The 26,658-nt window shown below is 63.4% G+C and carries 23 protein-coding genes and 2 tRNA genes; 16 read left to right on the forward strand and 9 right to left on the reverse strand.

Annotated features, from left to right (window positions below; translation table 11 throughout):
• Positions 1-17 precede the first annotated feature (17 nt).
• The 10 genes from gnd to V3C33_18940 all read left to right on the forward strand — a co-directional run bounded on the left by gnd (position 18) and on the right by V3C33_18940 (position 10,129).
• Positions 18-902, forward strand: coding sequence for a decarboxylating 6-phosphogluconate dehydrogenase (gene gnd, locus V3C33_18895; protein ID XAS67467.1), 885 nt, complete (start codon positions 18-20; stop codon positions 900-902).
• A gap of 43 nt (positions 903-945) precedes the next feature.
• Positions 946-2,148, forward strand: a complete 1,203-nt coding sequence (gene recF, locus V3C33_18900) for a DNA replication/repair protein RecF (GenBank protein XAS67468.1) — start codon at positions 946-948, stop codon at positions 2,146-2,148.
• Positions 2,135-2,695: a DciA family protein gene (locus V3C33_18905; GenBank protein XAS67469.1), complete on the forward strand. Its 561-nt coding sequence runs from the start codon at positions 2,135-2,137 to the stop codon at positions 2,693-2,695. The genes recF and V3C33_18905 overlap by 14 nt, the downstream gene beginning before the upstream one ends.
• 408 nt (positions 2,696-3,103) lie before the next feature.
• The gene (gyrB, locus tag V3C33_18910) at positions 3,104-5,194 is read left to right on the forward strand and encodes a DNA topoisomerase (ATP-hydrolyzing) subunit B (protein ID XAS67470.1); all 2,091 of its coding nucleotides are present in this window, start codon (positions 3,104-3,106) and stop codon (positions 5,192-5,194) included.
• Between the two features lie 63 nt (positions 5,195-5,257).
• Positions 5,258-7,936: a DNA gyrase subunit A gene (gene gyrA, locus V3C33_18915; GenBank protein XAS67471.1), complete on the forward strand. Its 2,679-nt coding sequence runs from the start codon at positions 5,258-5,260 to the stop codon at positions 7,934-7,936.
• On the forward strand, positions 7,933-8,535 hold the full coding sequence (locus V3C33_18920; GenBank protein ID XAS67472.1) for a DUF3566 domain-containing protein: 603 nt from the start codon (positions 7,933-7,935) through the stop codon (positions 8,533-8,535). The genes gyrA and V3C33_18920 overlap by 4 nt, the downstream gene beginning before the upstream one ends.
• Before the next feature lie 97 nt (positions 8,536-8,632).
• Positions 8,633-8,706: transfer RNA gene (locus V3C33_18925), tRNA-Ile, on the forward strand.
• Between the two features lie 47 nt (positions 8,707-8,753).
• Complete coding sequence (locus V3C33_18930; protein ID XAS67473.1) at positions 8,754-8,870, forward strand: DLW-39 family protein; 117 nt, start codon at positions 8,754-8,756, stop codon at positions 8,868-8,870.
• Positions 8,871-8,941: 71 nt separating this feature from the next.
• Positions 8,942-9,017 (forward strand) — tRNA-Ala (locus V3C33_18935).
• A gap of 185 nt (positions 9,018-9,202) precedes the next feature.
• Positions 9,203-10,129, forward strand: coding sequence for a DMT family transporter (locus V3C33_18940; protein ID XAS67474.1), 927 nt, complete (start codon positions 9,203-9,205; stop codon positions 10,127-10,129).
• 24 nt (positions 10,130-10,153) lie between these two features.
• Here the strand turns inward: V3C33_18940 and V3C33_18945 are convergent, their stop codons facing one another.
• Positions 10,154-11,029, reverse strand: a complete 876-nt coding sequence (locus V3C33_18945; protein XAS67475.1) for a glycosyltransferase family 2 protein — start codon at positions 11,027-11,029, stop codon at positions 10,154-10,156.
• Positions 11,030-11,159: 130 nt separating this feature from the next.
• The gene (locus tag V3C33_18950; protein XAS67476.1) at positions 11,160-12,152 is read right to left on the reverse strand and encodes a hypothetical protein; all 993 of its coding nucleotides are present in this window, start codon (positions 12,150-12,152) and stop codon (positions 11,160-11,162) included.
• Positions 12,153-12,307: 155 nt separating this feature from the next.
• On the opposite strand from V3C33_18950, the gene V3C33_18955 reads away from it, so the two are divergent.
• Together V3C33_18955 and V3C33_18960 are read left to right on the forward strand one after the other, a co-directional pair.
• On the forward strand, positions 12,308-12,853 hold the full coding sequence (locus V3C33_18955; GenBank protein XAS67477.1) for a peptidylprolyl isomerase: 546 nt from the start codon (positions 12,308-12,310) through the stop codon (positions 12,851-12,853).
• Between the two features lie 10 nt (positions 12,854-12,863).
• Positions 12,864-13,745 carry a rhomboid family intramembrane serine protease gene (locus tag V3C33_18960; protein ID XAS67478.1) on the forward strand — a complete coding sequence of 294 codons (882 nt, stop codon included), beginning with the start codon at positions 12,864-12,866 and terminating at the stop codon, positions 13,743-13,745.
• Between the two features lie 765 nt (positions 13,746-14,510).
• On the opposite strand, the gene V3C33_18965 is transcribed toward V3C33_18960, so the two are convergent.
• Positions 14,511-15,119 (reverse strand): DNA-3-methyladenine glycosylase I, encoded by a 609-nt coding sequence (locus V3C33_18965; GenBank protein XAS67479.1) that lies wholly within the window; start codon positions 15,117-15,119, stop codon positions 14,511-14,513.
• Positions 15,120-15,337: 218 nt separating this feature from the next.
• Between V3C33_18965 and V3C33_18970 the strand changes: the two genes are divergently transcribed.
• Both V3C33_18970 and V3C33_18975 read left to right on the forward strand, forming a co-directional pair.
• Positions 15,338-15,838, forward strand: a complete 501-nt coding sequence (locus tag V3C33_18970) for an alpha/beta hydrolase (GenBank protein XAS67480.1) — start codon at positions 15,338-15,340, stop codon at positions 15,836-15,838.
• A 20-nt stretch (positions 15,839-15,858) separates the two neighbouring features.
• Positions 15,859-16,023, forward strand: a complete 165-nt coding sequence (locus V3C33_18975; GenBank protein ID XAS67481.1) for a hypothetical protein — start codon at positions 15,859-15,861, stop codon at positions 16,021-16,023.
• A 71-nt stretch (positions 16,024-16,094) separates the two neighbouring features.
• Here the strand turns inward: V3C33_18975 and V3C33_18980 are convergent, their stop codons facing one another.
• The gene (locus V3C33_18980) at positions 16,095-16,349 is read right to left on the reverse strand and encodes a cell division protein CrgA (protein XAS67482.1); all 255 of its coding nucleotides are present in this window, start codon (positions 16,347-16,349) and stop codon (positions 16,095-16,097) included.
• A 208-nt stretch (positions 16,350-16,557) separates the two neighbouring features.
• Between V3C33_18980 and V3C33_18985 the strand changes: the two genes are divergently transcribed.
• Both V3C33_18985 and V3C33_18990 read left to right on the forward strand, forming a co-directional pair.
• A complete protein-coding gene (locus tag V3C33_18985) occupies positions 16,558-17,349 on the forward strand; it encodes a class E sortase (GenBank protein ID XAS69798.1) in 792 nt (263 codons plus the stop codon).
• 170 nt (positions 17,350-17,519) lie between these two features.
• Positions 17,520-18,161 carry a gamma-glutamyl-gamma-aminobutyrate hydrolase family protein gene (locus V3C33_18990; protein ID XAS67483.1) on the forward strand — a complete coding sequence of 214 codons (642 nt, stop codon included), beginning with the start codon at positions 17,520-17,522 and terminating at the stop codon, positions 18,159-18,161.
• A 105-nt stretch (positions 18,162-18,266) separates the two neighbouring features.
• Here V3C33_18990 and pknB read toward each other — a convergent pair whose 3' ends face one another.
• From pknB to V3C33_19015, 5 genes are read right to left on the reverse strand one after another with little or no spacing between them, the layout of a single operon-like run.
• Positions 18,267-20,204, reverse strand: a complete 1,938-nt coding sequence (gene pknB, locus V3C33_18995; protein ID XAS67484.1) for a Stk1 family PASTA domain-containing Ser/Thr kinase — start codon at positions 20,202-20,204, stop codon at positions 18,267-18,269.
• Between the two features lie 9 nt (positions 20,205-20,213).
• The gene (locus tag V3C33_19000; GenBank protein XAS67485.1) at positions 20,214-22,028 is read right to left on the reverse strand and encodes a protein kinase; all 1,815 of its coding nucleotides are present in this window, start codon (positions 22,026-22,028) and stop codon (positions 20,214-20,216) included.
• Positions 22,025-23,482 carry a penicillin-binding protein 2 gene (locus tag V3C33_19005; GenBank protein ID XAS67486.1) on the reverse strand — a complete coding sequence of 486 codons (1,458 nt, stop codon included), beginning with the start codon at positions 23,480-23,482 and terminating at the stop codon, positions 22,025-22,027. Before V3C33_19005 ends, V3C33_19000 begins: the two co-directional genes overlap by 4 nt.
• A complete protein-coding gene (locus tag V3C33_19010; GenBank protein ID XAS67487.1) occupies positions 23,479-24,951 on the reverse strand; it encodes an FtsW/RodA/SpoVE family cell cycle protein in 1,473 nt (490 codons plus the stop codon). Before V3C33_19010 ends, V3C33_19005 begins: the two co-directional genes overlap by 4 nt.
• On the reverse strand, positions 24,948-26,657 hold the full coding sequence (locus V3C33_19015) for a PP2C family serine/threonine-protein phosphatase (protein ID XAS67488.1): 1,710 nt from the start codon (positions 26,655-26,657) through the stop codon (positions 24,948-24,950). The genes V3C33_19010 and V3C33_19015 overlap by 4 nt, the downstream gene beginning before the upstream one ends.
• Between the last annotated feature and the right edge of the window lies 1 nt (position 26,658).

Consider the following 26,658-nt stretch of genomic DNA (forward strand, 5'->3'; position numbering starts at 1 on the left):
CAGAAAAGAGCTCCAGCGTGCATATCGGACTGATCGGCCTTGGAAAAATGGGGTTCAACATGCGCGAACGACTGCGCAAGGGTGGAATCGAAGTCACGGGGTTTGATCGCAATCCGGACATCACCGATGTAGCGTCCCTTGATGAACTCATCGCTGCGGTTCCCGTTCCGCGCCTTATCTGGGTAATGGTCCCCTCCGGAGAGATCACTGATGCCGTGATCACCGAACTGGGCGAGAAACTCGATGACGGTGACTTGGTCATCGACGGCGGCAACTCCCGTTTCACAGAGGATCAGAAGCACGGTGTTGCATTGGTTGAAAAGGGAATCCACTTCGCCGACTGCGGAGTGTCCGGCGGCGTGTGGGGCCTGCAGAACGGTTATGGCCTGATGGCTGGAGGCGAAGCGGCAGACATCGAACGTGCCCTTCCCGTTTTTGATGTGCTGCGTCCGGAAGGCGAGCGGGCGGACAGCTTTGTTCATGTGGGCGGCGTTGGCGCCGGCCACTACGCCAAGATGGTTCACAACGGGATCGAATATGGTCTGATGCAGGCCTACGCCGAGGGCTACGAACTGCTGGCCGCGAAGGATATCGTCACAGATCTCCCCGGCACATTCCGCGCCTGGCAGAAGGGCACCGTTGTGCGCTCCTGGCTGCTCGATCTTATGGTCAAGGCCCTGGATGAGGATCCGGGCCTGGAATCCATTGACGATTATGTGGAGGATTCCGGGGAGGGCCGCTGGACCGTGGAAGAAGCCATTGCCAACGCCGTTCCGGCACCGGCCATCACCGCTGCGCTTTTTGCCCGTTTTTCGTCCCGCGAGGACAACTCCCCGGCCATGAAAATGGTTTCCGCACTGCGCCACCAGTTCGGCGGGCATGCCACCCGTCCGGCCAAATAGCACTCACGGGGATTCCGGAGAGTTCTGAGAATTCTGAGATGGCGTGTATCTAGAACACCTTTCGCTGACTGATTTCCGCAGTTATGCCCAAGTGGATCTCCCCTTGGAACCCGGAGTGACGGTCCTGGTGGGTGCCAACGGCATCGGCAAGACCAACCTGATGGAAGCAATCGGTTATCTGGCCACACTCAGTTCACACCGTGTCAGTTCCGACGTGCCCTTGCTGCGTTTCGGAACGGACCGCGCACTGATCAGGGCAAGGCTGGTCCGCGGTGAGCAGGCCACGCTGCTGGAACTTGAGATCAACGGCAGCCGTGCCAACCGCGGACGCATCAACCGGAGCAATCCCGTGCGTGCCCGCGACATTCTCGGCATCTGCCACACCGTACTGTTCGCGCCGGAGGACCTGGCGCTGGTCAAGGGTGATCCCTCCAGTCGGCGCCGGTTCCTCGACGAGCTGCTGGTGAGCCTGGTCCCGCGGCACGCAGCTACGCGCAGCGACTACGACCGCGTCCTGAAACAGCGCAACGCTCTCCTGAAATCAGCCCGCGCCGGCAAATTCACGCCCGGACATGAGGCAACGCTGGATGTCTGGGACCAGCACATGGCAAAAGCCGGTGCGGAACTTCTGCATGCACGCCTGGAACTGGTGGAGCGGCTCCGGCCGCACCTCAACGAGGCCTATGCCCAGCTCACCGACGGTTCCAAGGAGGCCGGGGCCATTTACCGTTCCACGATCCAGAGCATGATCGACGACGACGGCGCTCCAGCGGCGCGCGTCGGCGAACCCTCCGCCGTTGCGGACGTGGCTGACGATCTCAGAATGCTTTCGGTGGATGAGCTGACCGAACGGTATGTGCAGGCCTTCGCGGTGTCCCGGCGTAAAGAGCTGGAGCGCGGAATTTCGCTCGTGGGACCGCACCGCGATGAGCTGGAACTGGTCCTGGGCGAGGCGCCGGCAAAGGGCTATGCCTCGCACGGCGAAACGTGGTCCATGTGCCTGTCGCTTCGCCTCGCTTCCTACTACGTGATGCTCGATGACGCCCGCACGGGAGGTTCTGCCCCCATCCTCATCCTGGATGACGTGTTTGCCGAGCTCGATGTCCAGCGGCGGCGTAAACTGGCGGCAATAGTGGCCGGTGCCGAGCAGGTCCTGGTGACCGCAGCGGTGGATGCCGACATTCCGGAAGAACTGGCCGGGCGGCGCGTGAAGGTTATCCCGGGAGGAATCGATGAACAGGGATAAGGACGGCGGCCTCCAGCCAGGCCGCGATCCCGACGACATCGATGCCCCGCAGGCAGCGCTGAACCGCATGCGTGACGCGGCCGCAGCACGGGGTGAAATCCGTCGGGCCGCACCGCGCTCGGGCAGCAGCCCGCAGAAGCAGGGACGCAGCGCCCGCAGTACGCGGGGGTTCAGCCAGTTCCACGGCACGGGCCGTGATCCCTTGGGTCTCGGCAAAGTGGTGGGCCGCCTGGTTGCCGAACGTGGCTGGACCTCGCCGGTGGCGGTGGGTTCGGTGATGGCACAGTGGGGTGCCCTGGTGGGACCGGAGATTTCCGCCCACTGCACCCCGGAAAGCTTCACCGACACCACCCTGCACGTCCGGTGTGATTCCACGGCATGGGCCACCCAGCTCCGGCTGCTGAGCATCAGTTTGCTGGAGAAGTTCCGAACGGAACTCGGAGACGGCGTGGTCACCAGCATCCAGGTTCTGGGACCGGCCGCGCCGAACTGGCGCAAGGGCAGCCGCACAGTCAACGGCCGCGGCCCCCGCGATACTTACGGATAGCGGCAGGCACGGCGGCCGCCCGGGCAGGCAGCCGCCGTCGTACCTCTTGAAAAATCCACAAACGGCGTGTAGGGCGTTGAAACGGCCTTGGGGCGTATAGGAACCCAAAGACGGTACCGCTGGGGCCGTGCAGGTGGAGCCAATGGCCTCACAGAGGCACCTTGCAGGCCGTTTGTGGTCCAGGAATGCGGGAAAACGCTCTCTTTCACGGTAGAATCTCTGTAGATAACTGGGCGCCGGTGAAACGTTGACTGAGTCCGTTTTCCGGCGGGCTTAGAGCGTGCGGAAGACGGTCCCCGCAGTCAATCAAGTACCGTGCGCCATCAGTTTGTGCCTGTTGGCGGACGCCTTCCCCCGGGAAACGGCATCGGCCGGCCATCATCGAATACAGAGGAGTCGAAAGCGCCTGTGGCTAACGACAATGCAGATATCCAGGCAGTGGAACCCGCAACTGAGGATGCCCGTACACCCGATACACCGTCAGCGGCAGTGAAGCCCCGGGAATACGGGGCCAGCGACATCACAGTCCTTGAAGGCCTTGAGGCAGTGCGCAAGCGGCCCGGCATGTACATCGGTTCCACCGGCCCCCGCGGCCTTCACCACCTCGTGTATGAAGTGGTGGATAACTCGGTTGATGAGGCTCTGGCGGGATACTGCACACACATCGAAATCGTTCTTCAGGCCGATGGCGGCGTAAAGGTGGTTGACGACGGCCGCGGCATCCCGGTGGACATGCACCCCACCGAACACAAGCCCACCGTCGAGGTTGTCATGACCATTCTGCACGCGGGCGGTAAGTTCGGCGGCGGCGGATATGCCGTGTCCGGAGGTCTGCACGGGGTGGGCATCTCCGTGGTGAATGCACTCTCCAGCAGGGTGAACACCGAGGTCTGGCGCCAGGGCCACGTGTGGCGGATGTCCTTCGCAGACGGAGGCAAGACGCAGGGGGGACTCGTCCAGGGCGAAGCAACGGACCAGACCGGCACCACACAGACGTTCTACCCGGATGACACCATCTTTGAAAGCACAGACTTCGACTTCGAAACGCTGCGCGCCCGGTTCCAGCAGATGGCCTTCCTGAACAAGGGCCTGCGCATCACGCTCACGGACGAGCGCCGCGCCGCCGCGGATCCTGATGCCGACGGTGATCTGGATCTCGACGGGGTGGTCACCGAGGGTGAAGTCACCGCTGAATACCGCACCGTGGTGTACCAGTACGACGACGGACTGCTGGACTACGTCAAGCATCTGAACTCCAGCAAGAAGGTGGATGTGGTCCACGAGGACGTCATCGCCTTCGAAACAGAGGACACGGAACGCCACATCGCGCTCGAGATGGCCATGCAGTGGACCAACGCGTACTCCGAGAGCGTCCACACGTACGCCAACACCATCAACACCCATGAGGGCGGCACCCACGAAGAGGGGTTCCGCGCCGCGATGACCTCGCTCATCAACCGTTATGCACGGGAGAAGAGCATCATCAAGGAAAAAGACGACAACCTCACCGGTGACGACATCCGCGAAGGCCTCACAGCTGTTATCTCGGTAAAGCTTGCCGAGCCGCAGTTCGAGGGACAGACCAAGACCAAACTCGGCAACTCCGAGGTCAAGGGCTTCGTCCAGCGTGTGGTCACCGATGGGCTGGGCGACTGGCTGGAGCGCAACCCCGGCCCCGCACGCGACGTGATCCGCAAGGCAATTTCCGCGGCCCAGGCCCGGATGGCCGCCCGGAAGGCACGCGACAACGCACGCCGGAAGAGCCCACTGGAGTCCTTCGGCATGCCGGGAAAGCTCTCCGACTGCTCCTCAAAGGATCCCGCCAAGTGCGAGGTCTACCTTGTGGAGGGCGATTCCGCCGGCGGTTCAGCCAAGCGTGGCCGCAACCCGGAGACCCAGGCCATTCTGCCCCTGCGCGGCAAGATCCTGAACGTGGAGCGTGCCCGGCTGGACAAGGCCTTGGGCAATAACGAGGTCCAGTCCATGATCACCGCCTTCGGCACCGGAATCGGCGAGGACTTCGATCTGAGCAAGCTGCGGTACCACAAGATTGTGCTGATGGCCGATGCCGACGTTGACGGCCAGCACATCACCACATTGCTGATGACTCTGCTGTTCCGCTACATGCGGCCGCTCATTGAAAACGGCTATGTGTACCTGGCACAGCCGCCGCTGTACCGGATCAAGTGGTCCAATGCGCCGCACGACTACGTTTACAGCGACCGCGAACGCGACGCCGTGTTGACGGCAGGCCAGGCGGCCGGCCGCCGCATCCCCAAGGACAACGGGATCCAGCGGTACAAGGGTCTGGGCGAAATGGACTACACCGAGTTGTGGGACACCACCATGGACCCGGATCACCGGACGCTCCTTCAGGTCACCATGGACGATGCCCTGGCGGCCGACCAGACCTTCTCCGTGCTGATGGGCGAGGACGTCGAATCACGCAGAAACTTCATTCAGCAGAACGCCAAGGACGTCAGGTTCCTGGACATCTAGCGAGGCCCCCGGCCCGCGAGACATTCCAGAACCGACATATACCTGAAACGGAAAATACAGACTATGAGTGACGAAACACCCGAGGTTCCCGCGGAGTCCGCCGGGGCTGTGGACCCTGTGCTTGAAGGCGATGTGCTGACCGACCGAGTGGAGCAGGTTGACCTGCAGACGGAAATGCAGCGCTCCTACCTGGACTACGCCATGGCCGTCATTGTGGGCCGGGCCCTCCCGGATGTGCGTGACGGCCTGAAACCGGTCCACCGCCGTGTGCTGTATGCGATGTTCGACGGCGGCTACCGCCCGGACCGCTCCTTCAACAAGTGCGCCCGAGTGGTGGGCGAGGTCATGGGTCAGTACCACCCCCACGGCGACACAGCCATCTACGACGCCCTGGTCCGCCTGATCCAGGACTGGACCATGCGCTACCCGCTGGCATTGGGCCAGGGTAACTTCGGTTCACCCGGCAACGACGGCGCTGCCGCCCCGCGTTACACGGAAACCAAAATGGCGCCGCTGGCCATGGAAATGGTCCGGGACATCGACGAGGAAACCGTCGATTTCCAGGACAACTACGACGGCAAGAACCAGGAACCCACGATTCTGCCGGCGAGGTTCCCCAATCTGCTGGTCAACGGCTCCTCCGGCATCGCCGTCGGCATGGCCACCAACATTCCGCCGCACAACCTCCGCGAGGTAGCCGAGGGTGTCCAGTGGTATCTGGCCAACCCGGCTGCCAGCCGCGAGGAGTTGCTCGAGGAACTGCTGCTGCGCATCAAAGGACCCGATTTCCCCACGGGTGCCACCATTTTGGGCCACAAGGGGATCGAGGACGCCTACCGCACGGGCCGCGGATCCGTGACCATGCGCGCCGTGGTGAACGTGGAGGAACTCCAGGGCCGAACGTGCCTGGTGGTCACCGAACTGCCCTACCAGGCCAATCCGGACAATCTGGCCATCAAGATCGCCGAACTGGTCAAGGACGGCAAGATCCAGGGCATCGCTGACCTCCGTGACGAGACCTCGGGCCGCACCGGCCAGCGCCTGGTGATCGTGCTCAAGCGCGACGCCGTGGCCAAGGTGGTGCTCAACAACCTCTACAAGCACACCCAGCTCCAGGACAACTTCGCAGCAAACATGCTGGCGATTGTGGACGGTGTGCCGCGCACGCTGAGCCTGGACGCCTTCATCCGCCACTGGGTGACGCATCAGATGGATGTCATTGCCCGCCGTACGCGGTACCGCCTGCGCAAGGCCGAGGAGGAAGCGCACATTCTGCGTGCACTCCTGAAAGCACTGGACATGCTGGATGAGGTCATCGCCCTGATCCGCGCATCGAACACCACCGAAGCCGCGCGTGATGGCCTCATGCAACTGCTTGACATCGACGAACTCCAGTCCCGCGCCATTCTGGACATGCAGCTCCGCCGGCTTGCGGCGCTGGAGCGGCAGAAGATCCAGGACCGCCACTCCGAACTCGAAGCCATGATTACCGAGTTCAACTCGATCCTGGCTTCCGAGGAACGCCAGCGGGAAATCATCAGCACCGAGCTCGCGGAAATCGTGGCGAAGCACGGCGATGACCGCCGGACCAAGATCCTGATGGGCTTCGACGGCGACATGTCCATGGAGGACCTGATCCCCGAAGAGGAAATGGTGGTCACCATTACCCGCGGCGGCTACGTCAAGCGGACAAGGAGCGACAATTACCGTTCCCAGCAGCGCGGCGGCAAGGGCATCAAGGGTGCCCAGCTGCGCGGCGACGACGTTGTGGAACACTTCTTCGTCACCACCACCCACCATTGGCTGCTGTTCTTCACCAACCTCGGCCGCGTATACCGTGCCAAGGCCTACGAGCTGGCGGAAGCCGGGCGTGATGCCAAGGGCCAGCACGTGGCCAACCTGCTGGCTTTCCAGCCGGATGAGCACATTGCCCAGGTGCTGGATCTGCGGGACTACCAGCATTCGCCGTACCTGGTCCTGGCCACCAAGCGCGGCCTGGTCAAGAAGACCCCGCTGGAGGACTACGACACCAACCGCTCTGCCGGCGTCATCGCAATTAACCTGCGCGACGAGGACGAGCTCGTCTCCGCCCAGCTGGTCTCGGAAACCGATGACCTGATGCTGGTGTCCCGCAAGGGCCAGTCAATCCGCTTCACTGCCACCGACGAAGCCCTGCGCCCCATGGGGCGTGCAACGTCCGGCGTCACCGGTATGAAGTTCCGTGAGGACGACGAACTTCTGGCTGCCAACGTGGTGACCGACGGCTCGTTTGTTTTCATCGTCACCGAGGGCGGCTATGCCAAGCGGACAGCCGTGGAGGAATACCGCCTCCAGGGCCGCGGCGGACTGGGCATCAAGGTAGCCAAGCTTGCTGAGGAGCGCGGTGACCTCGTCGGAGCCCTGATCGTCCAGGAAGAAGACGAAGTCCTGGTGGTGATGGAAGGGGGCAAGGTGGTCCGCTCAACCGTGGCAGGCGTACCCGCCAAGGGCCGCGACACGATGGGCGTGATCTTCGCAAAACCGGACAAGAACGACCGGATCATCGAAGTGGCAAGGAACAGCGAACGTGGGCTCGAGGGCGAGGATTCCGCAGAGGATGACGTAACGTTGGCTGAAGAAGCCGGATCACACGAGGGGTCCGCAGTGGAAGCAGCAGAGGCAGAATCGGCACCGGCAGTGGAGTCAGAGGATGCCTCCAGCGATGCTGAGCTGAACGAAGACAACACCGGAGGTAACGAGTGAGCAATTCCGACTCATATCCCAAGCCGAGCAGCAACGTTCCCAGCGGGACGCGGCAGCCGGCGTCCGCCCCCCGCGTAAATGCCCCGGTGCGTCCCCAGCAGCGTCCGGGGGCGCCGTCGGGTCTCCCGGGTCAGCGCCCGGCACCGGCAGGTCAGCGCCCGGCGCTGCCCGGGCAGAGCCAGCGTTCCGGCGCTCCGGGAACTCCCGGCCTGGTGAAGCCGGCGCCGAAGGCCAAGGTGCGCCGCGCGCGCCTGCTGGTCAGCAAGGTGGACCCCTGGTCCGTCCTGAAGATGGCCTTCCTGCTCTCGGTTGCGCTGGGCATTGTCACAGTGGTTGCCGCGATCGTGCTGTGGACTGTACTGGACCTCACGGGCATCTTTGATCAGGTGGACAGCCTGCTGGGTACGCTCGCCGGTTCTGAGGGCGGCGGCTTCGAATTGAAGAAGGTCGCCTCGCTGGGACAGGTGGCGTCCTTTGCCACCATCATCGCAGTGGTGAACGTTGTGCTGCTGACAGCCCTGTCCATGCTTTCGGCGGTGCTGTACAACATCTCGGCAACCCTGGTTGGCGGCATTGGCGTCACCCTGACGGACGATTAGGACCCGTAATTTTCCGGATATTTTCCGGTGAATTGCCTCGATTTGAGATCGGGCCGGGATGTGCTGTAAAGTCGTATCTCGGCCCGATGAGGCATCGGGGCGTATAGCTCAGGCGGTTAGAGCGCTTCGCTGATAACGAAGAGGTCCCAGGTTCAAGTCCTGGTACGCCCACGGAACCAACACGGGTTCAGGTAAAACTGAACCGGAACGGGGTGCATGTGAAGAAGTTGCTGGTTATTGCAGCTGCTGTTGCAGGCGTCCTGCTTTACAAAAAAGTGCAGGAATCCGAAGCCCGGAAAACGGTCTGGAGCGAGTCAACCGACACGGTTGATTAGCCCGCTTCCCGGACCGGAAGCTGACAAACAGCTCTCCGGTTCTAGGGTATGATTGACGGGTTGCTTCTTATGGGGGCATGGCGCAATTGGTAGCGCACCTGCTTTGCAAGCAGGGGGTTCGGGGTTCGAGTCCCCGTGCCTCCACCATAGGGAAGAGTCCCGGTCAGAGATGACCGGGACTCTTGTTTTAAGCACTGGCCCCACTCCCCACCAGCCCCAGCCCCCAACCTCGAAGTCTCGGCCAGGGAACCTGCTGCCGTTGCCCCAGGCTCTGCCACCAGGGCGGTTTCGACTTGCTCTACCACCGGCGGCCTGCCCACTACTGTTGAAGCGTGAACTTTTTCCTTGCAGCACTCGGCGTTCTGGGGGTGGCCTCCTCCGGGCCGCTGATCGCGGCCACCCTGGGTGCCACCACGGTCAGCGCCTTGGCAATCGCCTTCTGGCGCAACGCAATCGGTGCCGCTGTTATGGCCACACCCACCCTTGTCAGGGAGCCGCGCCAGTTCGGCCGAGTGACGGCCCGCGAGTTCCGGTGGTCGCTGGTGGCCGCCGTTGCCTTGGCTCTTCACTTTGCCTGCTTCATCACCTCCCTGCAGCTCACGTCTGTTGCTGCCGCCACGGCCCTGGTCTGTCTGCAGTCCGCATGGATCGCCATCTTCCAGCTGTTCAGGGGCATCAGGCACCGCTGGCAGGTGCTCGCGGGACTGGGCATCGCCTTCGGCGGAGTTGTGGCCATTACCGGGTTCGACATGGGATCCTCGCCCGGAGCACTGCTGGGTGACCTTCTGGCGGTGGCGGGGGGCGCCCTGGCCGGTCTGTACACCCTGGCGGGCGGCAAGGCGCGGGAGACCATGACAACGGGCACCTACACCACGCTCTGCTACGGAATGTGCGCAGCAGTGGTGGCGCTGCTGGCGCTGTTTTCCGGGCAGCCGCTGGTGGGGTTCGACGGCGTGGGCTGGCTGGGCATTATCGCCATCACCATCTGCGCCCAGCTGGTGGGGCACACGGCCTTCAACCATCTGCTGGCCACCATGAGCCCCCTCCTGGTTTCGATGATCATCCTGCTGGAGATACCGGGTGCCGCCCTGCTGGCGGCGGTCTTCCTCAAGGAGACCTTGCCCGCAGGGACGTACGCCGGGCTGGCGCTCATTATGGTGGGGCTTGCAGTGGTGGTGCTGGGTCAGCGTTCAGCCGGAAACCGCGTTGGCGGGAACCAGGTTCCGGAGACGCCGCTGGCTGGGCTGGGCACCGACTGAGGCCGGACGCCGCCGCCGGAAAAGCTACTGGCCGCCGCGGCGGACCGGCTGCGAGGTGTTCACGGTGTGGATGGCACGCAGCAGCTTGGCCGGGAAATACACGGAGAAGAACACCACCATGGGCGCTTTAAGGGCCATTTTCTTGACGTTGTGGGCCTTGTAGGTCCGGTCGAAGCGGGTCACATAGTAGCGGTAGTCCCGGGGCGAGTCCTCGAGCCGGCGTGCGGACATTCCGGACACCATCTGCGGCCAGTACTGGACCTTGAGTTCGTGATCTGCCAGGTGCAGGGACAGGTCAATATCCTCGTGCATCTCGTCCTTCTCATCCCGGCAGGTTTCGGCCCGGATGGTCTCCCAGGCCGAGCGCCGAAGCGCCATGTTGGAACCGAAGAGAAAATGGTACTGGTGCTTGGCCAGTTTCAGCATGAGCTGGCGCATCTTGTCGTCGGCTTTGAGCCCAAACCGGCGCATTGGCATGTCGTAGTAGACCACGGGGCCGGTGGCAGCCTGGACAGATTCATCCAGGAACGCCTTCTGGACCTGCTCCACCCAGTCCGGCTCCACCACAGAGTCTGCATCGATGCGGCCAAGAATGTCGCCGGTGGCTTGGTTCAGGCCGAAATTGCGGGTGGGGATGAGGCCCTGGTCCAGGTCCTGGCTGAGCAGGATGATGGGGCTTTCCGGATATTCCTGCTGCATCTGCCGGACAATGGCGGCCGTCCGGTCCGTGGACTTGTTGTCAACCACGATGATTTCGTGTGCCGGCAGCGATTGGTAAACGGCCGCGATGAGACACTGCCGGATGACGCTTTCCTCGTTATAGGCCGGGATGACGATAGACACGCCCGGCAGTTGGGCGGCGTCGTGCAAGGCATCCTCGGAGGATCTATCGGGTGACATCACCTCAAATTTAGCACCGATCCACAGCTTCCCGGCCGGTGCCCCGGACAAGCCCGGGAAAACGAAGGAGGGGCCCCGCGCCAGGCGGAACCCCTCCGGTTCACCGTCCGACGACGGCGGGTGCTGAATCCTACCTGTCCGTTGCCTTGTCTGCGGCGTTATGCATGTTGGCAGCGATGTTCTTCACTGCGGTTTTGGCATCACGGGCGACCTTGGCCGCAGCCTCCTGCGAATCATCAGCGATGTGCTTAGCCTTGTCGGCAGTGTCATCGGCAGCATTCTTCGCGTTGTCCGCAGCCTCATCCGCTGCGCCCTTGGCATCTTCTGCAGCGTCGGCGGCCTTGTCCGCGGCGCCATCAATGCTGCTGGCGGCCTTGTCAGCGGTTTCCTTGGCGGATTCGTTGACCGTGATGGCCGGAACGGGCGCCGGCGTTACGGGCGCGGGCGTCTTCCAGGGGTCTTCCACGGGCTTGGAGGCTTTCCAGGCGGCCACGCCCGCTGCAACCGCCGCGGCAATAATACCCACGATCAGCAGCCCGCGCTTTTTGGGCTTCTCCGGCTGGGCAAGCTGGTTGGAAACGGCCTTGCTGGCTTCCGAGGCAACTGCCTTAATCTGGCTTCCGGCTGACTGTGCCTGCGCGTGGACGTTGTGCACCACTCCGGAATCCACCAGCTTCTGTGCCATGGAATCAACATGCCCGGGCGCGCTTTCCAGCGTGCGGTGCACGGCATCGGAGGCCTGGCCGATCTGCTCGGACAGCCGCGGCAGGTACTCCACCACTACCCGGTCCCGGGCCTGGGTGATGGCCGGAGTGGCCTTGTCCAGCGCCTCCTGGATCCGGGGGGTGGCGCCTTCGACGACGTCATGGATTTTGGGCGCCAGCTGGGCCAGCCCGTCCTGGATGCGCGGGGTGACCGTGGCAACGCCGTCGGCCAGGTTATGGGCCGCTGACTTGAGTCCCTCCTGGATCCTGGGCGAAGCCGTGTCCAGGCCATGCTGGAGGCGGGGAACGGCCCAGTTCACTGCTGCTTCAACCCGGGGGGACGCCCAATCCTTGGCGTTCTCTACTCCACTGCTGACTGTATTCTCAAGTTCGCGCGCAATACGATCCGATTTCTTCACAACTACCTCCCGATTAATGTGGCGGTTCTGCAGTCAGCCTACGTGGATTGAACCCCACCGGCTATTAGTCCGGCGGATTCAGAGCGGATTTCACCCAGCGCGGAACTGACTTCCCGGCCGCATCCTCGTTGACCGGCCGTGGAAGAATGGGCGGTATGACTGCCATCGCAACCGCAAAAGCAACCATCCACACCAGCCTCGGCGACATCGTCGTCAACCTCTTCGGCAACCACGCGCCCAAGACCGTCAATAACTTCGTTGGCCTCGCCACGGGTGAGCAGGCCTGGACCCACCCGGAAACCGGTGAGGACAAGACCGGAACGCCCCTCTACAACGGCACCATCTTCCACCGCATCATCAAGGACTTCATGGTCCAGGCCGGCGATCCGCTGGGCCGTGGCGTAGGCGGACCGGGCTACAAGTTCGACGACGAAATCCACCCCGAGCTGAGCTTCAACGCCCCGTACAAGCTGGCAATGGCCAACTCCGGTATCCAGATGGGCAAGGGCACCAACGGCTCGCAGTTCTTCATCACCACCATCCCCACCGACTGGCTTCAGGGCAAGCACAGCATCTTCGGCGAGGTTGCGGACGAGGAATCCCGCAAGGTTGTCGACGCCATTGAAGGTGTGCGCACCGGCATGGGTGACCGCCCGGTTGAAGACGTCACCATCAACAGCATCGACATCGAACAGCTCTAACCACCAAAGCATGAGCTACGGAATTCCGGCGGCCGAGCCGTCCGCGCAGATCCCGGTGTGCCCCCGCCACCCGGACCGGCCCTCCTATGTGCGCTGCCAGCGCTGCGGGCGCCCTGCGTGCCCCGAGTGCCAGCGGTCGGCCGCCGTCGGATTCCAATGCGTTGACTGTGTCAACGAAACAAAACGTGCGACGCCGGCAGCCAGGACCGTCTACGGCGGCGCCGTGGCTACCGGCAAGCCACTGGTGACGTTCGGAATCATCGCCCTGTGTGCGCTGGTTTATGTACTCCAGTGGATTGTTCCCGGCGAAGCCGTGTATGAATCCTTCGCCTACGCCACCGTCTATTCCGGCACCGGATTCGGGGTCTTTGAACCCTGGCGCATGATCACCGCGGCCTTCCTGCATTCGCCGGGCTTCATCCTGCACATCGTGCTCAACATGTACACACTGTGGATCTTCGGGCAGGCACTCGAGCCGCTCCTTGGCCGCATCCGTTTCCTGGGCATCTATTTACTTTCCGCTTTCGGCGGCTCCGTGGGCTACCTGTTGCTGACGCCGGCATATATCCCCGGCCAGCCGCTGGCCGGTGTGGTGGGCGCGTCAGGCGCCATCTTCGGCCTCTTCGGGGCAATGCTCGTGGTCCAGCGGCACCGGGGAGGGGATACGAGACAGCTCTGGGTGCTGATCGCCATCAACGGTGTCATTGGGTTCATGATCCCGCAGATAGCCTGGCAGGCTCACCTGGGCGGACTCGTAACCGGCGGTCTGTGTGCTGCCGTTGTTGCGTATACTCCCCGCGGTCCGCGCCAGGGTCTCCTGCAGGCCGCTGGCCTGCTGGTCATTCTGGGGCTCCTGATCGCTGTGTCCTGGTTCCGCGTCACCGCCAGCTGACTCCGGCCCCGCTCCAACAAACTCTTCCAGCCGACCCTGCATCCGTAACGGATGCAGGGTCGGTGCGTTGTGGGGTTTTCCACAGGGGTTATCCACAATGTTGGTAACTTACATGCTTGTAGTTCAGCCCGGTAACAGTCAGACATCCGCGCCAGCTGGCGATCCTGCGCAAACGCGGCTGTTTCTATCCACAATTGTGGAAAAACGGAAAGCTGGGGGCTGTGGTTAAGTGGACAACTTTTCAGTTGGCTGCGAGCCTCAGACCGCGGGAAGACGCGGTATTCGCGGGTTCGGGGCATCGGACAGCCGTGCTCCCCCGGTCTGTGCAGGAGCAGTGGTCGGCAGCCAGAGATTTCAACAGGGTTATTCACAGTGTTAACAACTTACAAGCGTGTAGTTCACTCGGCCTGAAGTGCGGCCTGACACCGTCTGCAGCTCCTTTGGGCCGACACTGTGGATTTTTATCCACAGCTGTGGACAACTTGTGGGTAGCGTGCTGTTACTAAGTGGATAACTTCCCTGAGGAACCAATGACTGCCCCTTGCTGCGCATGCACGTGGCGGACGCCCTGGAAAACGCGAAACAGTGCAACGAGGCTGTGTTATCCACAGGGAATCCACAATGTTAATAACTTACAGCGATGTAATTCACATGACTGAAGGCGGTTTTGAGAGCCTTGACGCGCCAGACGGGCCCTGGACGGCCTCTTGGTTATCAACACTGTTGATAACTTTTCCAGCGGTGGGTCCGCGCAGGACAGAGACCCTAGTCCTGGATCCACACACCCGAGGTGCCGCGGCGGTGGCTGTCCATCAGGTGGGTATCAATCATGCCGATTGCTTCCATCAGCGCGAACATGGTGGTTGGGCCCACGAACGCGAAGCCCTTTTTCCGGAGTGCCTTGGACAGGGCAATTGACTCCGGTGACTGAGTGGGGACATCGGCAAAAGTCAGCGGCTCTGGCGTGACGCCCGGCTGGAACTGCCAGACGAAGTCAACCAGACCGCCGTCGTCACGGAGTGCAATGGTGGCCTGTGCGTTGGTGATGGCAGCACGGATCTTCAGCCGGTTGCGGACAATGCCGGCGTCCTGGAGGAGCCGTTCCTCATCAGCCTCGGTAAAGGCCGCCACCGTTTCCGGGTGGAAGTTACTGAACGCTGCACGGAACGCCGGCCGCTTGCGCAGGATGGTGGCCCAGGAGAGTCCCGCCTGGAAAGCCTCCAGGCTGATGCGCTCATAGAGCCCCTGCTCATCGCGGACGGGAATGCCCCACTCGGTGTCGTAGTACGCGCGCAGCACTTGATCCACGGCTGCCCAGGGCGGCCGTGCCAGTCCGTCGTCGCCGATGATGGTGCCGCTCTCGCCGGGGGTCATGCGTTTTCCGTCCCTTGAAGCTGGTGTGGGTGCTGAATGAAATCTGTACGATTCACTCATGGGGAATCTACACGAGGCGGGCCGCCGCATCGGAACTGCAGGGGCATGGGTTGCGGCGTTGGGCCTGGTTACCGCGTTAGGCCGGGCGGGCTCCTGGCCCTCGGCGCCGGTCATCAGGGCGGTATTCGCACAGGGGCGCCCGCGAAACCGTCACGGACATGACGGCCTATGCACCATCCGACGGGCTAAGGGTGCATCGCGACATCCCGTACAGCAACCCCGTGCCCGCCGGCACCCGCCGTGCTCGGGGCGCAGCCACGTCCCTGGACGTCTATGTGCCGGCAAAAGCGGACGCGCTTTTACCGGCGGACGGACCCTTGCCGGTAGTGGTCTGGATCCATGGCGGGGCATGGATCTCCGGCACTAAAAGCGACGTGGCCCCGTACTTGCGGTTGATCGCAGCACATGGTTATGCCGCCGTCGGACTTAACTATTCCATCGCGCCAGAATGTCAGTACCCCACGGCGGTCCGCCAGCTCAATGAAGCACTGCGATACCTCGTGGCAAATGCCGGCGACTTCAACCTGGACAAGGACCGCATTATTCTGGCCGGGGACTCTGCAGGAGCCCAGCTGGCCAGCCAGCTGGCGGTCATGACTACCAACCCCGCCTATGCCGTGCAGGTGGGCATCACCCCGGCTATCCTGGCGACGGCCTGACAGCCAGCCAGTCCACCAGGATGGCGGACCGGCTGGCCGCAGTCCACGTTCCGGTCACGCGGCTGTTCTGGGACAAGGAACATACGCCGGCCCTGCCGCACGAGTATCAGGTCCACCTCAAGTTTCCCGAGGCACGCCAGGCGTTTGAGGAGACGATGGAGTTCATCAAGTCGGTCAGTAACTGACCCCTGCGAGGAACTCAACGAAGGAGCCCGGCCAGCCATGGGTCAGCAACAAGGGTGCAGCGGTCAGGGGATCAGGAGCGCCAGCGCGTGGTCATGAGAAAGCCGAGAATGGCAATTCCGAACCCGGCAACGATGTTCCACGACGCCCATGCCTGGACCGGAAACTTACCCTCGCTGATGTAGAACGTGATGATCCACAGCAGACCCACGATCATCAGTCCGAACATCACCGGCTTGAACCACACAGGGTTTGGCTTCTGGGCCTGCGTGGCGGAAGCCGGCTGGGCCGCGCTGGCAGTCTTCTTTCGTGGCTTTGACTCTGGCATGTGTCCTCCTTGGCGGGCTGGATCAAGAGTAGGGACGCCGCCTTGGTATCCTGCAAGAAGGAAAATGCCAGCGGTCCGCGCGCTCTTGGTCAAGTCTGAGTTCTTACTAGCAGCCAATTCTAGCTGTAGTTCAGGCCACACCGACGCGCACCGCGACCGCCTTGGAGGAGAACGCGTGGTACTGCAGGAGAAGGAGGCGTCCCCCGCCGTGCCGGTAACCGGCGTCAGTGTCCTTCGCAGAACGGTGCAGCTGACGGTGCAGATCCTGGGTGAGCTGCTGATCACCGCCGGAATTGTGCTCTTGCTCTTTGTGGCCTGGGAACTCTGGTGGACCAATGTGGAGTCGGACGCCAAACAGAGCGAGGTCATCAAGGAATTCGCACTGGACTTCGACGGGCCCCTGAAGCCGCCGGAACCTTCGCCGCCGGCGAACCCCAAGGATCCCACCGCGCCTCCACCTCCGCCCGTGGACTACGGCCCCGCCGTGGTTTCCGCTGCGCCCGGTCACGGCGGCACCATCGGCATCATGTATATCCCCCGCTTCGGTGCGAGCTACACGCGGCCCATCGTCCAGGGCACCACCACTGACATGCTGGACACCTTGGGCCTGGGGCACTATGACAGCACCTCCATGCCGGGCGCGGTAGGCAACTTCGCCGTGGCCGGCCACCGGCAGACACACGGGGCCGTCCTGGACAACATCCACACCCTGGTGCCGGGCGACAGGATCTACGTCCAGACCCGGGACGGCTACTACGTCTATGCATTCCGCAACAACCAGATTGTGCTGCCGTCCAGGATCGATGTGCTGTTGCCCGTGCCTGCACAGCCAGGCGCCACACCGACTGAAAGCTTCCTGACCATGACCAGCTGCAACCCCCGGTTCGGTTCGCAGGAGCGGATCATCGCCTATTCCACGCTGGATCACTGGCGGCCGGCCTCAGCCGGACCGCCCGCTGAGATTGCCGCGCAGGTCGCTGCCGCGCACGGGGGAGGCTGAGCCATGTACGGATGGATTTTCCGCCGCCTCCCGGGACCTCTGTGGCTCCGGATTTTCACCGCGCTGGCGCTGATAGCCGGCGCACTGGTATTGATGGTTCAGTTCCTTTTCCCCTGGATGTCCCAGTTCACCCAGTTCACCGACTCAACGATTGGTTCAGCAAGTCAGCCATGAGCACAACTAAGATCCTGGTCGTAGACAACTACGACAGCTTTGTTTACACCCTGGTGGGATACCTCCAGGAGCTCGGTGCCGAGACCACCGTTGTCCGCAATGATGACGTCACGCTTGCCGAGGCGATTGAAATGGCGGAAACGCGCGACGGCGTACTCGTCTCGCCTGGGCCGGGAACCCCCGCGGAGGCCGGCGTCTGCATCGAGCTGATCAAGTGGTGCGGAGACAACAACAAGGCCATGTTCGGCGTCTGCCTGGGCCACCAGGCCCTTGCCGAAGCCTACGGCGGCACCGTCACGCACGCACCGGAGCTGATGCACGGCAAAACGTCCCTGGTACAGCACAGCGGGACGAGTGTGTTTGCCGGGCTCCCGTCCCCTGTCACTGCCACCAGGTACCATTCCCTGGCCGCGGTCCGCGATACCATCCCTGAGATTCTTGAAATCACCGCCGAGACGGCCACCGGCGTGGTGATGGGACTGCAGCACCGGACCGCACCGCTGTGCGGTGTGCAGTTCCACCCTGAGTCGGTGCTGACCGAAGGCGGTTACCAGATGCTGGGCAACTGGCTGGAGTCGTTGGGGATGGTCGGTGCCGCTGAGCGGGCCGGAAAACTAAGCCCGCTTATCCAGCACTGACCCGCTGATCCGGCATCAAGCCGGGCGTTCGCGCCCAGCTCATCAGCTTGGCCAGCTGCCGGGGTAGCGGACAGACCCGCCGAGGAGGCTGCTCTCAGTGGCCGGTTACCTTGTTTTAGTCGGCTTTGGGGTGGGCGTGGTTGTGGGCGGCGGCACCGGGGCCTTGGCAACGTTGATCCCGATGGTTTTTCCCTGCTCCACCAGGGAATTGAGGGGATCGCTCTGGTCCGTGACCTTGCCCGGTTCCACCTGGGAGTTTTCGACTTCCTTGACATCGGGGACCAGCCCGAGAACCTTGAGCGCCTTCTCGGCTTCGGCCTGGGTCAGGCCACGGAGCTCGGGCATGGAGACCTTGCCCGTGGACACCACTATTTCCACCGTGCTGCCCACAGCCGCCGGCTGGCCGGGTGCCGGATTGGTGGTGATAACAATCCCCGCCGGCACCGTGGCGCTGTTGGCCATGGTGGTGGACGGCGCCCCCACCAGTCCTGTCTGGCGCAGAATATCCCGTGCGGCCGCTTCAGTCTTGCCGGGCAGGTTGTCCGGAATTTTGACCGCGCTGGGGCCTTCGGAAATGTTCAGGGTAACTTCGGCGTTCGGCTCCACGGACGTTCCGGCCGCCGGATCCGTGTCAATGGCGGTTCCCTTAGGCGCGGTATCGTGCTGGGCCCGCTTGATCCGCGGGCTCAGATTGGCGCCGTAGAGCTTTTGCAGTGCTTCGGATTCGGTGAGTGACGCAACTGACGGAACCTGCACTGTGACCGCTGCGGGGGGCGGCTGGTTCATCATGTTGTAGACCCACAGGCCGCCACCGGCCAGGACAAACAGGGTAAAGATCACCAGGGTGGCAATCCACGTCCGACGCCGGGACTTCTGCCGCGCTGTGCGCTCACGTTCCGGAGGGAGTCCAAGCGGAAGTTCATCGGCCTCGGAGGATTCATAAACAGCCGCAGCACGGACAGAAAAGGGGACGTCGTCGTCGCCGGCGTTGCGGGCGGGACGGAGCCTGCCCCCGGGGGTGTCATCGAGGAACCTGGCCCCCGTGAGTGCAAACGCCTCCGTGGCCGGTGAGCTGCCCGGCGCCGGGACGTGGTCATTGGGGTCAGTGGGCGCTTCCGTGGCCGGAATCGCCGGCACCGCAATACCGTTCCGGGCAGCGCGCAGCGCCCGGCGGAAGGCGGCCGCATCCTGGAAACGGTCGGCGCGGTTTTTCTGCAGAGCCTTGGCCAGAACGCTGTCCAGGGCTTCGGAAACCTCAGGATTCAGGCTGCTGGCCGGTAACGGAATCTCCCGGACGTGCTGGTACGCCACCGAAACGGGGCTGTCGCCGATGAACGGCGGCCGTGCTGCCACCATTTCGTAGAGCAGGCAGGCCGCCGAATACAGATCGCTGCGTGCGTCCACGGTCTCGCCGCGGGCCTGCTCCGGGGACAGGTATTGGGCGGTGCCCACTACTGCCTGGGTCTGGGTCATGGTGGCGGACGAATCGGCGATGGCCCGGGCGATGCCGAAATCCATCACCTTGACGGTGTTGGACGATCCGCAGAACATCACATTGGCTGGCTTGATATCCCGGTGCACGATTCCGGCCTTGTGGCTGTACTCGAGCGCGGACAGCACTCCCAGCGAGAATTCGATGGCTTGGTCAATGGTGACCTCTTTAGCCCGGATGAGGTCACGGATGGTCTTGCCCGCCACGAACTCCATCACGATGTACGGCACCCGGACGTTGTCCTCGGCCTCGCCGGGAACGGCGTGGTCCCCGGTGTCGTAGATGGCCACGATGGACGGGTGGTTGAGGGCCGCAACGGCCTGGGCCTCGCGCTTGAAGCGGGCCTGGAACTGCGGATCCCGGGCAAGATCAGGGCGGAGCAGCTTAATGGCTACGGTCCGGCCCAGCCGGGTGTCCAGCCCGCGGTGGACGTCCGCCATTCCGCCGCGGCCAATGAGCTCACCGAGTTCGTACCGCCCGTTGAGCACGCGCTGGGTGTTCACCGGGAGGCTGTCCTCTCGGTGCGACGGGGTACGGGGTGAGTTATTCACGGCAGGTTCCTATGGGGCCGCGGGCGCGCAGGTGGGAGGCGTTCCAGGCTTCTCGGCTGCAGCGCATTTGGGCAGGACGGCCTGGCTGGCCAGGTGGTAGGTGACCACGGAACCCGCGGTCACCTTGGAACCGGCATCCGGGGCCGAACTGACGAACGTTCCTGCCTTCTGGCCGGCGCTTCCCGCCACATCCTCCCCCTTCCGCCATCGCAGTCCGGCTGCCACGATGGCATCCTGCGCCTGCTTTTCCGTACTACCGACACCTATTGCAGGAACAGAAACCGATTCCGGGCCCTTGGAGTACGTCACCTTGATGGTGTCGCCCTTCTGGACCAGGCCGGTCGGGTTGATTCCCGTGACGGTTCCCGGCGGGTCGGCGTGGAAGACCTCCACACCGTCAACCTTCAGACCCAGCGTTTCGAGCTCACCGCTGACCTTGCTGAACGGCTGGCCAAGATACGCATCACGGATCACGTTGATGCCTTCGGGGGTGGTCTCGGTTGGAGTCGGTGTGGGGCTGGTGCTGGTGGGGGTCGCGGACGTCGCGGACGGCGAAGCGCTGGTGGAGGTGGCGGTGCCGGGCGCTGAACTGGTGGTGGCAGGGGCCTGCGAAGGAAAGAGTATTCCGGCCTGCGTCAGAATCACGCCCACCAGGGCGAACAGCACCAGCAGGATCAGCGCAATCAGCGGCCAGGTCCACGGGCTGCGGCCGCGCCGCTCCGGTTCATCCACCGGTTCGTCGTAGTGCTCCTCTTCCTGGACCCAGCTGCGTTCGGCAGCCAGCGCATCGGCGCGCGAAAGCGTATTCCGGGGGTCGGAGGCGGCAGCCGCGCCGGCTGCCGCTGCGGCGCCGAGCACCGGCAGGGCGGAGGTCGCCGTCGTATGGTCCTTTTCCCTGCCGATAACACCGGTGGCTGCGGTGGGAACGTCAACGGGCGCGGTGATGGGTCCGGTGGTTGCCTCAAAGAGCAGCATGCCGGGGACGGCGGCGTGCGCCCCGGGGATATCTCCGTTGCGGATGGCCTCGGCTGCCTCCGACAGCTTGATGGCGTTGGCCGGGCGGTTCTTGGGATCCTTGGCCAGCATGGACATCAGCAGGGCACGGACCGGCCTGGGAAGTGTCTCCGGAAGCGGCGGCGGGGCGTCGTTCACCTGTGCCAGGGCAATGGCGATCTGCGATTCCCCGGAGAAGGGCCGGTGCCCGGTGAGGCATTCGTAACCGATCACGCCGAGGGCATAGATGTCCGAAGCGCCTGTGGCATTCTGGCCGGTGGCCTGTTCAGGCGCGAGGTACTGGGCCGTCCCCATGACCTGTCCGGTCTGGGTGAGTGGAACCTGGTCAGCGAGGCGGGCGATGCCGAAGTCGGTCACCTTGACGCGGCCGTCCGGTGTGATCAGCAGGTTGCCGGGCTTGATGTCCCGGTGCACCAGGCCCTGGGTGTGCGCCACGGACAGGGCGCGTGCCGTCTGCGCGATCATGGACAGGGTACGGTCCGGGGAAAGGACCTGCTCGTGTTCGATGATGCTGCTCAGGGGCTGCCCGGGGACCAGCTCCATGACCAGGTAGGCCGAGCCCGCTTCCTCGCCGTAGTCAAAGACGTTGGCGATCCCCACATGGTTCAGCAGGGCGGTGTGGCGCGCCTCGGCACGGAACCGCTGGAGGAAGCCGGGATCCCCCGTGTACTCCTCTTTGAGCACCTTGATGGCGACGATCCGGCCAAGGATGAGGTCCTTGGCCTTCCAGACCTCGCCCATGCCGCCGATCGCAATCCGTGTGGTCAGCTGGAATCTGCCGCCGAGGGTGATTCCCGATGTAGGCCTCACTTGTTCAACACCGCCTCAAAAATCTTCTTCGCGTTCGGACTGGTTAGCTGTGCGCCGGTGGTGATGTCCACGTCTTGCATGACGATGGTGACAGCCACTTGCGGGTCATTCGCCGGGGCAAACCCGGTAAACCATGAGTTGTTCAGGCCATCGGTGCCGAGTTCCGCGGTGCCGGTCTTGCCGGCAACCTGGACCCCCGGGACGGCAGCGCCGCCGGCGATGCCGTCGCTCACCACGCTGGTCATCCACTCGGTGATCTGGCGTGAAATTTCCGGTGTGGTGGACGTACGAAGCGCAGTGGGTGTGGGTTCGCCGATGACCCGCAGGTCCGGGGACCGCATCGTCTTGATGAGGTTGGGGCTCATCTGGACGCCGCCGTTGGCGATTGCTGCCGTCATCAAAGCGATCTGCAGGGGGGTGGCCCGGACGTCCCGCTGGCCGATGGCCGACTGTGCAAGACCGGCAGCGTCCAGATCGGACGGGAAGACGCTCTTGGCGTGGTCCAGCTTCAGCTGGTCTCCCAGCTCCTGGCCGAATCCGAACTTCCCGGCCTGGTCAGCGATTGCCTTTTCTCCGAGATCCCGCGCAATGCTTGCAAAGGGAGTGTTGCAGGACTGCTGCAGCGCGAAGGCAAAACTGGCGGTGTTCTGGGTGTAGCAGTTGCCGCCGGCGTAGTTGGGCAGCTTGTACTGGATCCCGGGGAATGACATCTCCGCCGGGTTGGGCAGCACACTGTCCTTGTTGTACTTGCCGGAGCTGAGGGCCGCAGCCGTGTCCACGAGCTTGAACACCGAACCCGGGGCCAGCAGTGCGCCCGTCGGGCCACTGACATTCTGGTTCAGGTTGATGCCGGGAACCTTGATGAGTTCGCCGTAGTTGGCACGCTCAGCCGCCTGATCCTGCGTGGCAATCAGATTCGGATCGTAGGACGGTTTGGACACCATGGCGAGGATATCGCCGGTTTTCGGGTTGGTAACCACTATGGAGCCGCGCTGACCGTCCGGAATGAGATCGTAGGCAAGCTTCTGGATCTTGGGATCGATGGTCAGCTCAACCGACGCGCCCTTGGGCTGGTTGCCGAGGAAGAGCTGGCCCACGCGGTCCAGGAAGAACTGGTCCGAGCTGCCGGCCAGCTGACCGTCCGCGGTCCGCTCCAGCCCGGTTTTTCCGAAGTTCTGTGAGAAGTAGCCTGTAATGCCGGCGTAGAGCTCCGGCTGGGTATAGGTCCGCTGGAATTTGCACGCCTCGGATCCCGCGACGGACTGCGCGATGGGAGTGCCGCCCACAATGATGGCGCCGCGGTCATTGCAATAGTTCTGCAGGGTGGCGCGTTTGTTCCACGGGTTCTCCTTGAGATCGTCCGCTCCCACCACCTGCACGTAGCTCAGGGCGCCAAAGATCAGTGCAAACATGGCGATCGCAGCAACCCATGAATTTCGTATGGCCTGATTCACAGTTGTTTCACCGCCTCAGTGGGGGCATCGGTACCGGTGCCTTTGGTAATGCTGCCCGGCGGGGCCGCAGGATCGGATTTGCGGGGGCGCCGCACCGGCGCAGAGGGTTCCACCGCGTCAGGGCTTTCCCCCGCCGGCAAGGGCGTGGTGTCCACCGGGCCGCGGGCCGCGTGCGAGATCATCAGCAGGAGGCCCACGATGATCCAGTTGGCCAGCAGGGATGAACCGCCGGCCGCCAGAAACGGCGTGGTCAGCCCGGTGAGCGGGATCAGGCGCGTCACTCCGCCGATCACTACGAAGCACTGCAGGGCTATGGCGAAGGACAGACCGCACGCCAGCATCTTGCCGAAGGCGTCCCGGGTACCCAGCGCAGCCCGGAAGCCGCGGGTGCACAGCAGCAGGAACATCAGAACAATGGCAAAAATGCCGATCAGACCGAGTTCCTCGGCGAACGACGCGATGATCATGTCGCTGTTGGCGAACGGCACCAGATTGGGGCGGCCCTGGCCCAGGCCCGTTCCCACGAGACCGCCACTGGCCATGCCAAACAGGCCCTCGACAATCTGGAAGCTGCTGCCGAACTCCCGCCCGTACACGTCATCGGTGAAGGCGTTGAGCCAGCCGTCAATCCGGAGGGCCACGTGGGAGAACACTTTGGAGGCAACAAAGCCGCCGCCCAGAAGGAGAGCCACACCAATAACCACCCAGCTGATGCGGCTCGTGGCTACATAGATCATCACAATAAAAAGGCCGAAGAACAGCACGGAGGATCCAAGGTCACGCTGGAAGATCAGCACGCCGATGCTGACCAGCCAGGCGGTGATCATGGGGCCCATGTCCTTGAAGCGCGGGAACTGCAAGGGTCCGATCTTGCGCCCGGCGAGGAGGATCAGATCCCCGTTGGAAGAAAGATACCCGGCAAAGAATATAGCCAGCGTGATCTTGGCGACCTCACCAGGCTGGAACGTCATGGGACCGAGTTTGATCCATACCCGCGCGCCCAGGATTTCACCCGCTGAGATGCCCGGAATCAGGGGCAGGACCAGCAGCAGCGCGCTGACTGCCAGCGAAATGTAGGTGAACCGGCGCAGAATGCGGTGGTCCTTGAGGAACCAGATGACGGCGATGGCCACGGCCATGGCAATCAGTGTCCAGCGCAACTGGTTGTTTCCGGTGTCGTCGCCGGGGGCATCAAGACGGTGGATCATGGCCAGCCCCAGGCCGTTAAGTGCCACAACCAAGGGAAGTATAACCGGATCGGCATATTTAGCACGGATACGGAGGACCACGTGAAAAACCAAGGCCGCTGCAGCGAGCAGGCTGGACTGGAACCAGAAGTCGGCGTCGAACGCCTTCTGTTGGTCCACGCCTACCAGCATGTTGGCGCCTACTCCCACGGACAGTGCCAGCACCAGCAGCACCAGTTCGATGTTGCGCCGTGGTCTGGGTGTTGCGTTGAGCTGCGTCATTTGCCCCCCTCACAGGTGGAACTCGGGCTGGGCGATGGGGTGGGGGCCGCCGACGGCGATGCTGTGCCCTTCGCGGAAGGGCGGGCTGTGGGCGTCGGTGCGGGCTTTCGCGTGGAAGCGGATGCAGGAGCGGTGGGGGTGGGAGACGCCGTCAGGCATTCGTCCGACGGCGCAGTGGTTCCGGTGCGCTCCAGGTTCTTGACGATCCGCTGGGCATCGTAGAGATCCTTTGCGGGAACGGTCTGCCGCACGCGTTGTTGCGAAAATTCGGGAAGTGAATCCATCCGGATTTCTGTCACGGCCTCAAGGGTTGAGAGCTGAATGGGCCCCAGACGCTGGGAAACGCCGTTATAGATGGCGACGCGCGAATCAAACTCGCCGATGTAGTAGCGCGTCTGCGTCCACGCGTAGCCGAGCCACAACCCGACGCCGAGGACAATCAGGACGGCGGCGGCGACCGACATTGTGACCCACCGCCGCGGCCTGGCATCCGGCGTGATGACCTCGGCTTCATAGCGCGCCTGTTCAGATTTATGTGTGAGTACCGTGGCCGCCCGACGGGCTACTGTGCGGCCCGCGATGGTGGGGATGGACCCGGATTCGGCCGCGGTTGCGGCGGCACCCACCAGTTCATGCGGACGGCTGAAAAGTTCCTCACGCAGCACCTCGGCGGAGAGGTGTTCACCCAGGTGAGGATCGGTGGTGGTGGAAGGTTCCTTGGCCGTGGCGTTCGTGGCGTTCGTGGCGTCCGTGGAGTCTGGGGAGTCCGCCGAATTCGGGACTTTGGCGCCCGGCAATTCAACGTCAGGCATTTCAGCGTCCGGCGCAGCCGGGGCTGGCTTCTGACCGCCGGCTGCGGGGACCGCGTCGGCGGGTTCCGCGGGGGCAACCGGCGCCGCAGGGACGATTTCGACGGCGGCGGTACTGACGTCGTCGGGCGTTTCTTCCGCAATTTCAACCATGACCACGGTGACGTTGTCCGGAGAACCGGCCTCGAGCGTGAGGTCAACGAGTGTCTCGGCGCATTCCCGCAGGTTTTTGGTTTCTCGTATGGTGCGCTCCACAACGTGGCCGGCAACGTAATTCAGGCCGTCGGAGCACAGCAGCCAGCGTTCGCCGGCCTGCACCTCCAGCGCATCCAGGTCCAGTTCCGGGCTGGCATCGACATCGCCCAGGACGCGCATAAGCACGTTTTTGTGGGGGTGCGTTTCGGCTTCCTCCGGGCGCAGCCGGCCTTCATCTATCAGGCGCTGGACGAAGGTGTGGTCCACGCTGACCTGTTCGAACTCGCCGTTGCGCAGCCGGTAGGCGCGCGAATCGCCGATGTGCGCGAAGTGGAGCATGCCATCGGCCAGCAGCAGGGCGGTGACGGTGGTGCCCATTCCCGCGAGCTTGGGGTTGATGTGGACCAGCTCGGACAGCAGTGAATTGGCTGTCTGGATCTCATCGGCCAGGACTGTGGCTGCATTGCCGTCGTAATCGTCCTTGTCCAGATGGATCATGTCCAGGACCGTGGCAGCCGAGGCGACATCCCCTCCGGCATGGCCGCCCATACCGTCGGCAACCACCGCCAGATGGCGTCCCGCATACGCGGAGTCATCGTTTTTGGCGCGCACCCGTCCCACGTCCGAGCGTGCAGCGTAACGCATGATGAGCGGCCGCTTCGAGGCTTTGGCCTCGTCTGCGGGGATGTCCGGGGCGGCCATG

It is taken from the genome of Micrococcaceae bacterium Sec5.7, from assembly GCA_039636785.1.
Taxonomy (GTDB): Bacteria; Actinomycetota; Actinomycetes; order Actinomycetales; family Micrococcaceae; genus Arthrobacter.

Excerpts from the sequence above, each read along its gene's own strand:
- V3C33_18905 (XAS67469.1), top strand. The coding sequence starts at position 2,135 with ATGAACAGGGATAAGGACGGCGGCCTCCAGCCAGGCCGCGATCCCGAC.
- gyrA (XAS67471.1), top strand. The coding sequence starts at position 5,258 with ATGAGTGACGAAACACCCGAGGTTCCCGCGGAGTCCGCCGGGGCTGTG.
- V3C33_18945 (XAS67475.1), bottom strand. The coding sequence starts at position 11,029 with ATGTCACCCGATAGATCCTCCGAGGATGCCTTGCACGACGCCGCCCAA.
- V3C33_18955 (XAS67477.1), top strand. The coding sequence starts at position 12,308 with ATGACTGCCATCGCAACCGCAAAAGCAACCATCCACACCAGCCTCGGC.
- V3C33_18960 (XAS67478.1), top strand. The coding sequence starts at position 12,864 with ATGAGCTACGGAATTCCGGCGGCCGAGCCGTCCGCGCAGATCCCGGTG.
- V3C33_18965 (XAS67479.1), bottom strand. The coding sequence starts at position 15,119 with ATGACCCCCGGCGAGAGCGGCACCATCATCGGCGACGACGGACTGGCA.
- V3C33_18970 (XAS67480.1), top strand. The coding sequence starts at position 15,338 with ATGACGGCCTATGCACCATCCGACGGGCTAAGGGTGCATCGCGACATC.
- V3C33_18975 (XAS67481.1), top strand. The coding sequence starts at position 15,859 with ATGGCGGACCGGCTGGCCGCAGTCCACGTTCCGGTCACGCGGCTGTTC.
- V3C33_18980 (XAS67482.1), bottom strand. The coding sequence starts at position 16,349 with ATGCCAGAGTCAAAGCCACGAAAGAAGACTGCCAGCGCGGCCCAGCCG.
- V3C33_18990 (XAS67483.1), top strand. The coding sequence starts at position 17,520 with ATGAGCACAACTAAGATCCTGGTCGTAGACAACTACGACAGCTTTGTT.
- V3C33_19010 (XAS67487.1), bottom strand. The coding sequence starts at position 24,951 with ATGACGCAGCTCAACGCAACACCCAGACCACGGCGCAACATCGAACTG.
- V3C33_19015 (XAS67488.1), bottom strand. The coding sequence starts at position 26,657 with ATGGCCGCCCCGGACATCCCCGCAGACGAGGCCAAAGCCTCGAAGCGG.